Origin of the sequence: Bradyrhizobium nivariense, from assembly GCF_029846695.2 — a bacterium.
GTDB lineage: Bacteria > Pseudomonadota > Alphaproteobacteria > Rhizobiales > Xanthobacteraceae > Bradyrhizobium.
On the sequence record NZ_JARWCR020000151.1, the window covers coordinates 1 to 3,488 of the forward strand.

General features: G+C 66.0%; 5 protein-coding genes. 4 read left to right on the top strand and 1 reads right to left on the bottom strand.

What is annotated here, in order from left to right; translation table 11 throughout:
• The first annotated feature begins 77 nt into the window (after positions 1-77).
• The 4 genes from QCM77_RS45390 to QCM77_RS45405 are packed head-to-tail and all read left to right on the top strand — an operon-like array spanning position 78 to position 2,564.
• Positions 78-875, top strand: a complete 798-nt coding sequence (locus QCM77_RS45390; RefSeq protein WP_280097073.1) for a ComF family protein — start codon at positions 78-80, stop codon at positions 873-875.
• A 47-nt stretch (positions 876-922) separates the two neighbouring features.
• Positions 923-1,198 (top strand): glutaredoxin 3, encoded by a 276-nt coding sequence (gene grxC / locus QCM77_RS45395; RefSeq protein WP_279664947.1) that lies wholly within the window; start codon positions 923-925, stop codon positions 1,196-1,198.
• Positions 1,195-2,085, top strand: coding sequence for a carbon-nitrogen hydrolase family protein (locus QCM77_RS45400; RefSeq protein ID WP_279664762.1), 891 nt, complete (start codon positions 1,195-1,197; stop codon positions 2,083-2,085). Before grxC ends, QCM77_RS45400 begins: the two co-directional genes overlap by 4 nt.
• Positions 2,082-2,564: a DUF1178 family protein gene (locus QCM77_RS45405; protein ID WP_279664760.1), complete on the top strand. Its 483-nt coding sequence runs from the start codon at positions 2,082-2,084 to the stop codon at positions 2,562-2,564. The genes QCM77_RS45400 and QCM77_RS45405 overlap by 4 nt, the downstream gene beginning before the upstream one ends.
• A 7-nt stretch (positions 2,565-2,571) precedes the next feature.
• Here QCM77_RS45405 and QCM77_RS45410 read toward each other — a convergent pair whose 3' ends face one another.
• Positions 2,572-3,471: an EamA family transporter gene (locus QCM77_RS45410; RefSeq protein WP_279664759.1), complete on the bottom strand. Its 900-nt coding sequence runs from the start codon at positions 3,469-3,471 to the stop codon at positions 2,572-2,574.
• Positions 3,472-3,488 lie beyond the last annotated feature (17 nt).

Genomic DNA, 3,488 nt, shown 5'->3' on the forward strand with positions numbered 1-3,488 from the left:
GGTCTTGAGCCATGCCGCTGGTTACGCCGATCTCGACGGTTCTGGCAATCCGCTGCGTGCGGCGCTAGCTTTCGGCCATGGCATCCGACGCCGCCCCCTCCCGCTCCATCGCCGCACCCCTGCGTGCCGCATGGACGGCCGGCCGCCACGTGCTGTCGCGCGCGGCACGGCTTGCGCTCGACATCGCGCTGCCGACGCTTTGCGTATCCTGCCGCGAGCCGGTCGACGGCGAGGGCGTGTGCGCGGCCTGCTGGGCGCGGCTGTCGTTCATCGAACGGCCCTACTGCCCGCGCCTCGGCATTCCCTTTGTGTATGACCCCGGCCCCGACATGCTGTCGATGGAGGCGATCGCGAGCCCGCCGGCCTACCAGCGGGCGCGCGCGGCGGTGCGATATGACGACGTCGCGCGCACCCTGGTGCATGCGCTGAAATACCAGGACCGCACTGATTTGGCGCCCGCCATGGGCCGCTGGATGGCGCGCGCGGGCGGCGAGCTGCTCACCGGGGCCGATATGCTGGTGCCCGTTCCCCTGCATTGGCGAAGGGCCTGGCGGCGCCGCTACAACCAGTCCGGAGCGCTGGTGCGGATCATCGAGCGGCAGAGCGGGGTGAAAGTAAGGGCGGAGGTGCTGCGCCGGGTACGCGCCACCGAACAGCAGATCGGCCTATCGCGAGCCCAGCGCGCCACCAATGTGCAGGGCGCATTTCAGGTATCCTCCGACCGTCAGGCCGACGTCCAGGGTCGGCGTATTATCCTGATCGACGACGTCCTGACGTCGGGTGCGACGCTGGATGCCTGCGCGCGGGCCCTGCTCCGCGCCAAGGCGGCCCAGGTGGACGTGCTGGTCTTCGCCCGGGTTGTGGAGAGCCGGTGAAGTCCCATATAATTCAATGAATTCATGACATGAGAGCGCTGGACGCCATGATCGCTGCTGTCGAGATCTACACCAGGCCGGGCTGCGGCTATTGTTCCGCCGCCAGGTCGCTGCTGACCCGCAAGAAGGCGACCTTCACGGAGTTCGATATCGCCAAGGACCCGTCCTGGCGCCAGGAGATGTACGATCGCGCCGGCGAGGGCTCGACCTTCCCGCAGATCTGGATCGGCGGGACCCATGTCGGCGGCTGTGACGAGCTCTATGCGCTCGACCGCGGAGGCAAGCTCGACGGCATGCTCGGCAACGTGAAGGCGGAATCATGAGCGAGATTCAAGCTCAAGATCGGACCTTCACCGCCGCAATGGTGCAGATGCGCACCGGGCTGATGCCCGAGCCGAGCCTCGCGCAGGCTACCAGGCTGATCCGACAGGCTGCGGCCAATGGCGCCGACTACGTGCAGACGCCCGAAGTCAGCAACATGATGCAGCTCAACCGCAAGGCGCTGTTCGAGCACCTCCGGAGCGAAGAGGACGACAACTCGCTGAGGGCGTACCGGGCGCTCGCGGCGGAGCTGAAGATCCACCTCCATGTCGGCTCGCTGGCGCTGCGCTTTTCAGACGAGAAAGCGGTCAACCGCTCCTTCCTGATCGGGCCCGAGGGCAATGTGCTCGCGAGCTACGACAAGATCCACATGTTCGACATCGAGTTGCCGGACGGCGAGAGCTATCGCGAATCCGCCAATTACCAGCCGGGCGAGACGGCTGTCATCTCCGAGCTGCCCTGGGGCCGCGTCGGGCTGACGATCTGCTATGACGTGCGCTTCCCTGCGCTCTACCGCGCGCTGGCCGAAAGCGGCGCATACTTCATCACGGTGCCCTCGGCCTTCACCCGCAAGACCGGTGAAGCGCATTGGCACGTGCTGCTGCGCGCACGCGCGATCGAAACCGGCTGCTTCATCTTCGCCGCCGCGCAGGCCGGCCTGCACGAGAACAAGCGCGAGACTTATGGCCATTCGCTGATCATCGATCCCTGGGGCGAGATTCTTGCCGAGGGCGACGTCGAGCCCGGCATCATCATGGCCAGGATCGACCCGGCCAAGGTCGAGACCGCGCGCCGCGCCATCCCCTCGCTCCAGCATGGCCGCCGCTTCGGCGTCGCCGATCCCAAGGCCGGGCCGGACCATCTGCATCTCGTGCGGGGATCGGCATGATCCGCTACGCGCTCCACTGCGACCGAAACCACAGCTTCGAGAGTTGGTTCCAGAGTTCGTCCGCTTACGATTCGCAGGTGAAGCGCAAGCTCGTGACGTGCCCGATCTGCGGCTCGGCCAAGGTCGACAAGGCGATCATGGCCCCGCGCATCGTCGGCAAGAAGGGGCGCGGACGCGCGACGCCGCCGCCAGAACCTGTGGCTGCGACCACGCCGGAGGCTACACCGTCCGGACCGACCTCGCTGATGATGGCGCAGGAGCGCGAGCTGCGCGCCAAGCTGAAGGAGCTGCGCGACCACATCGTGAAGAACGCCGACAATGTCGGCGAGCGTTTTGCGAACGAAGCCCGCGCGATGCATTACGGCGACAAGGAACATCGCCCGATCTACGGCGAGGCATCGGCCGACGAAGCAAAATCGCTGATCGACGAAGGCATCGAGGTGTCGCCGTTGCCGACACTGCCGGAAGACCGGAACTGACGCTGCGTCAGGCTCCGACCAGCAGCGCCACGCCGACCACGATCAGCACGATGCCAAAGACCTCGCGCGGCGCGACCGGCTGCTTGAACGAGTAGTACGCTACGGCTTGCGCGAACAGCACCTCGATCAAAGCGAGCGTGCGGACATTGGCGGCGGCCGTCAGCGCAAATGCCAGGAACCAGAATTGCGAGGCGAACGCGCCCATGAAGCCCGCAAGCAACGACGGCTTCCACAGTCCCAAAATCGCCTGAAGCACCTTCGGCGCGCGCCAGAGCAGATAGATCGTCAGGATCAGCGTCTGCACGAACAGGCCGAGCGCCAGCGTGAACGATGCTGCCGTCACGAAGGACACGCCCGGTACGTTGATGATGGCACCGCGAAAACCGACCGCCGAGAGCGCGAAGGCCGCAGCGGCAACGAGGCCGGTGATGGTCGGCTTCAATTCGGCAAAGCTCTTCTCACCACCGGGCCGCAGCGCGGTGATGACGACACCGACGGTCGCGATCACGATCGCCAGCACCTTCAGCCATGTCAGGTGATCGCCGAGGAAGACGAAGCCGAAGATCGCGGTCTGGATCGCCTCGGTCTTGAGGTACGCCGTCGTCACCACGAAGGAGCGGTCGTTCATCGCGAGCAGCATCAGCCCGGTCGCGACGATCTGGCTGAGGGCGCCAAGCAGCAGCCACGGCCAGAACACGGTCGGCGGCATGCTCAGATGATCGCCGGAGACGACCAGCACCACGCCAAGAAACAGCAGCGAGAACGGGAAGCCGAACAGGAAGCGGATATTGGTTGCGCCCCAGGTCCCCAGCGGCTTCGTCAGCGACCGCTGCATCGCATTGCGCGCGACCTGGCCGAGCGCAGCGACGACGGTGAAGGGAATCCAGAGGCTGGTGATGCTGAACATGGGGGAATGGGTGGGAG

Excerpts from the sequence above, each read along its gene's own strand:
- QCM77_RS45390 (WP_280097073.1), top strand. The coding sequence starts at position 78 with ATGGCATCCGACGCCGCCCCCTCCCGCTCCATCGCCGCACCCCTGCGT.
- grxC (WP_279664947.1), top strand. The coding sequence starts at position 923 with ATGATCGCTGCTGTCGAGATCTACACCAGGCCGGGCTGCGGCTATTGT.
- QCM77_RS45400 (WP_279664762.1), top strand. The coding sequence starts at position 1,195 with ATGAGCGAGATTCAAGCTCAAGATCGGACCTTCACCGCCGCAATGGTG.
- QCM77_RS45410 (WP_279664759.1), bottom strand. The coding sequence starts at position 3,471 with ATGTTCAGCATCACCAGCCTCTGGATTCCCTTCACCGTCGTCGCTGCG.
- QCM77_RS45405 (WP_279664760.1), top strand. The coding sequence starts at position 2,082 with ATGATCCGCTACGCGCTCCACTGCGACCGAAACCACAGCTTCGAGAGT.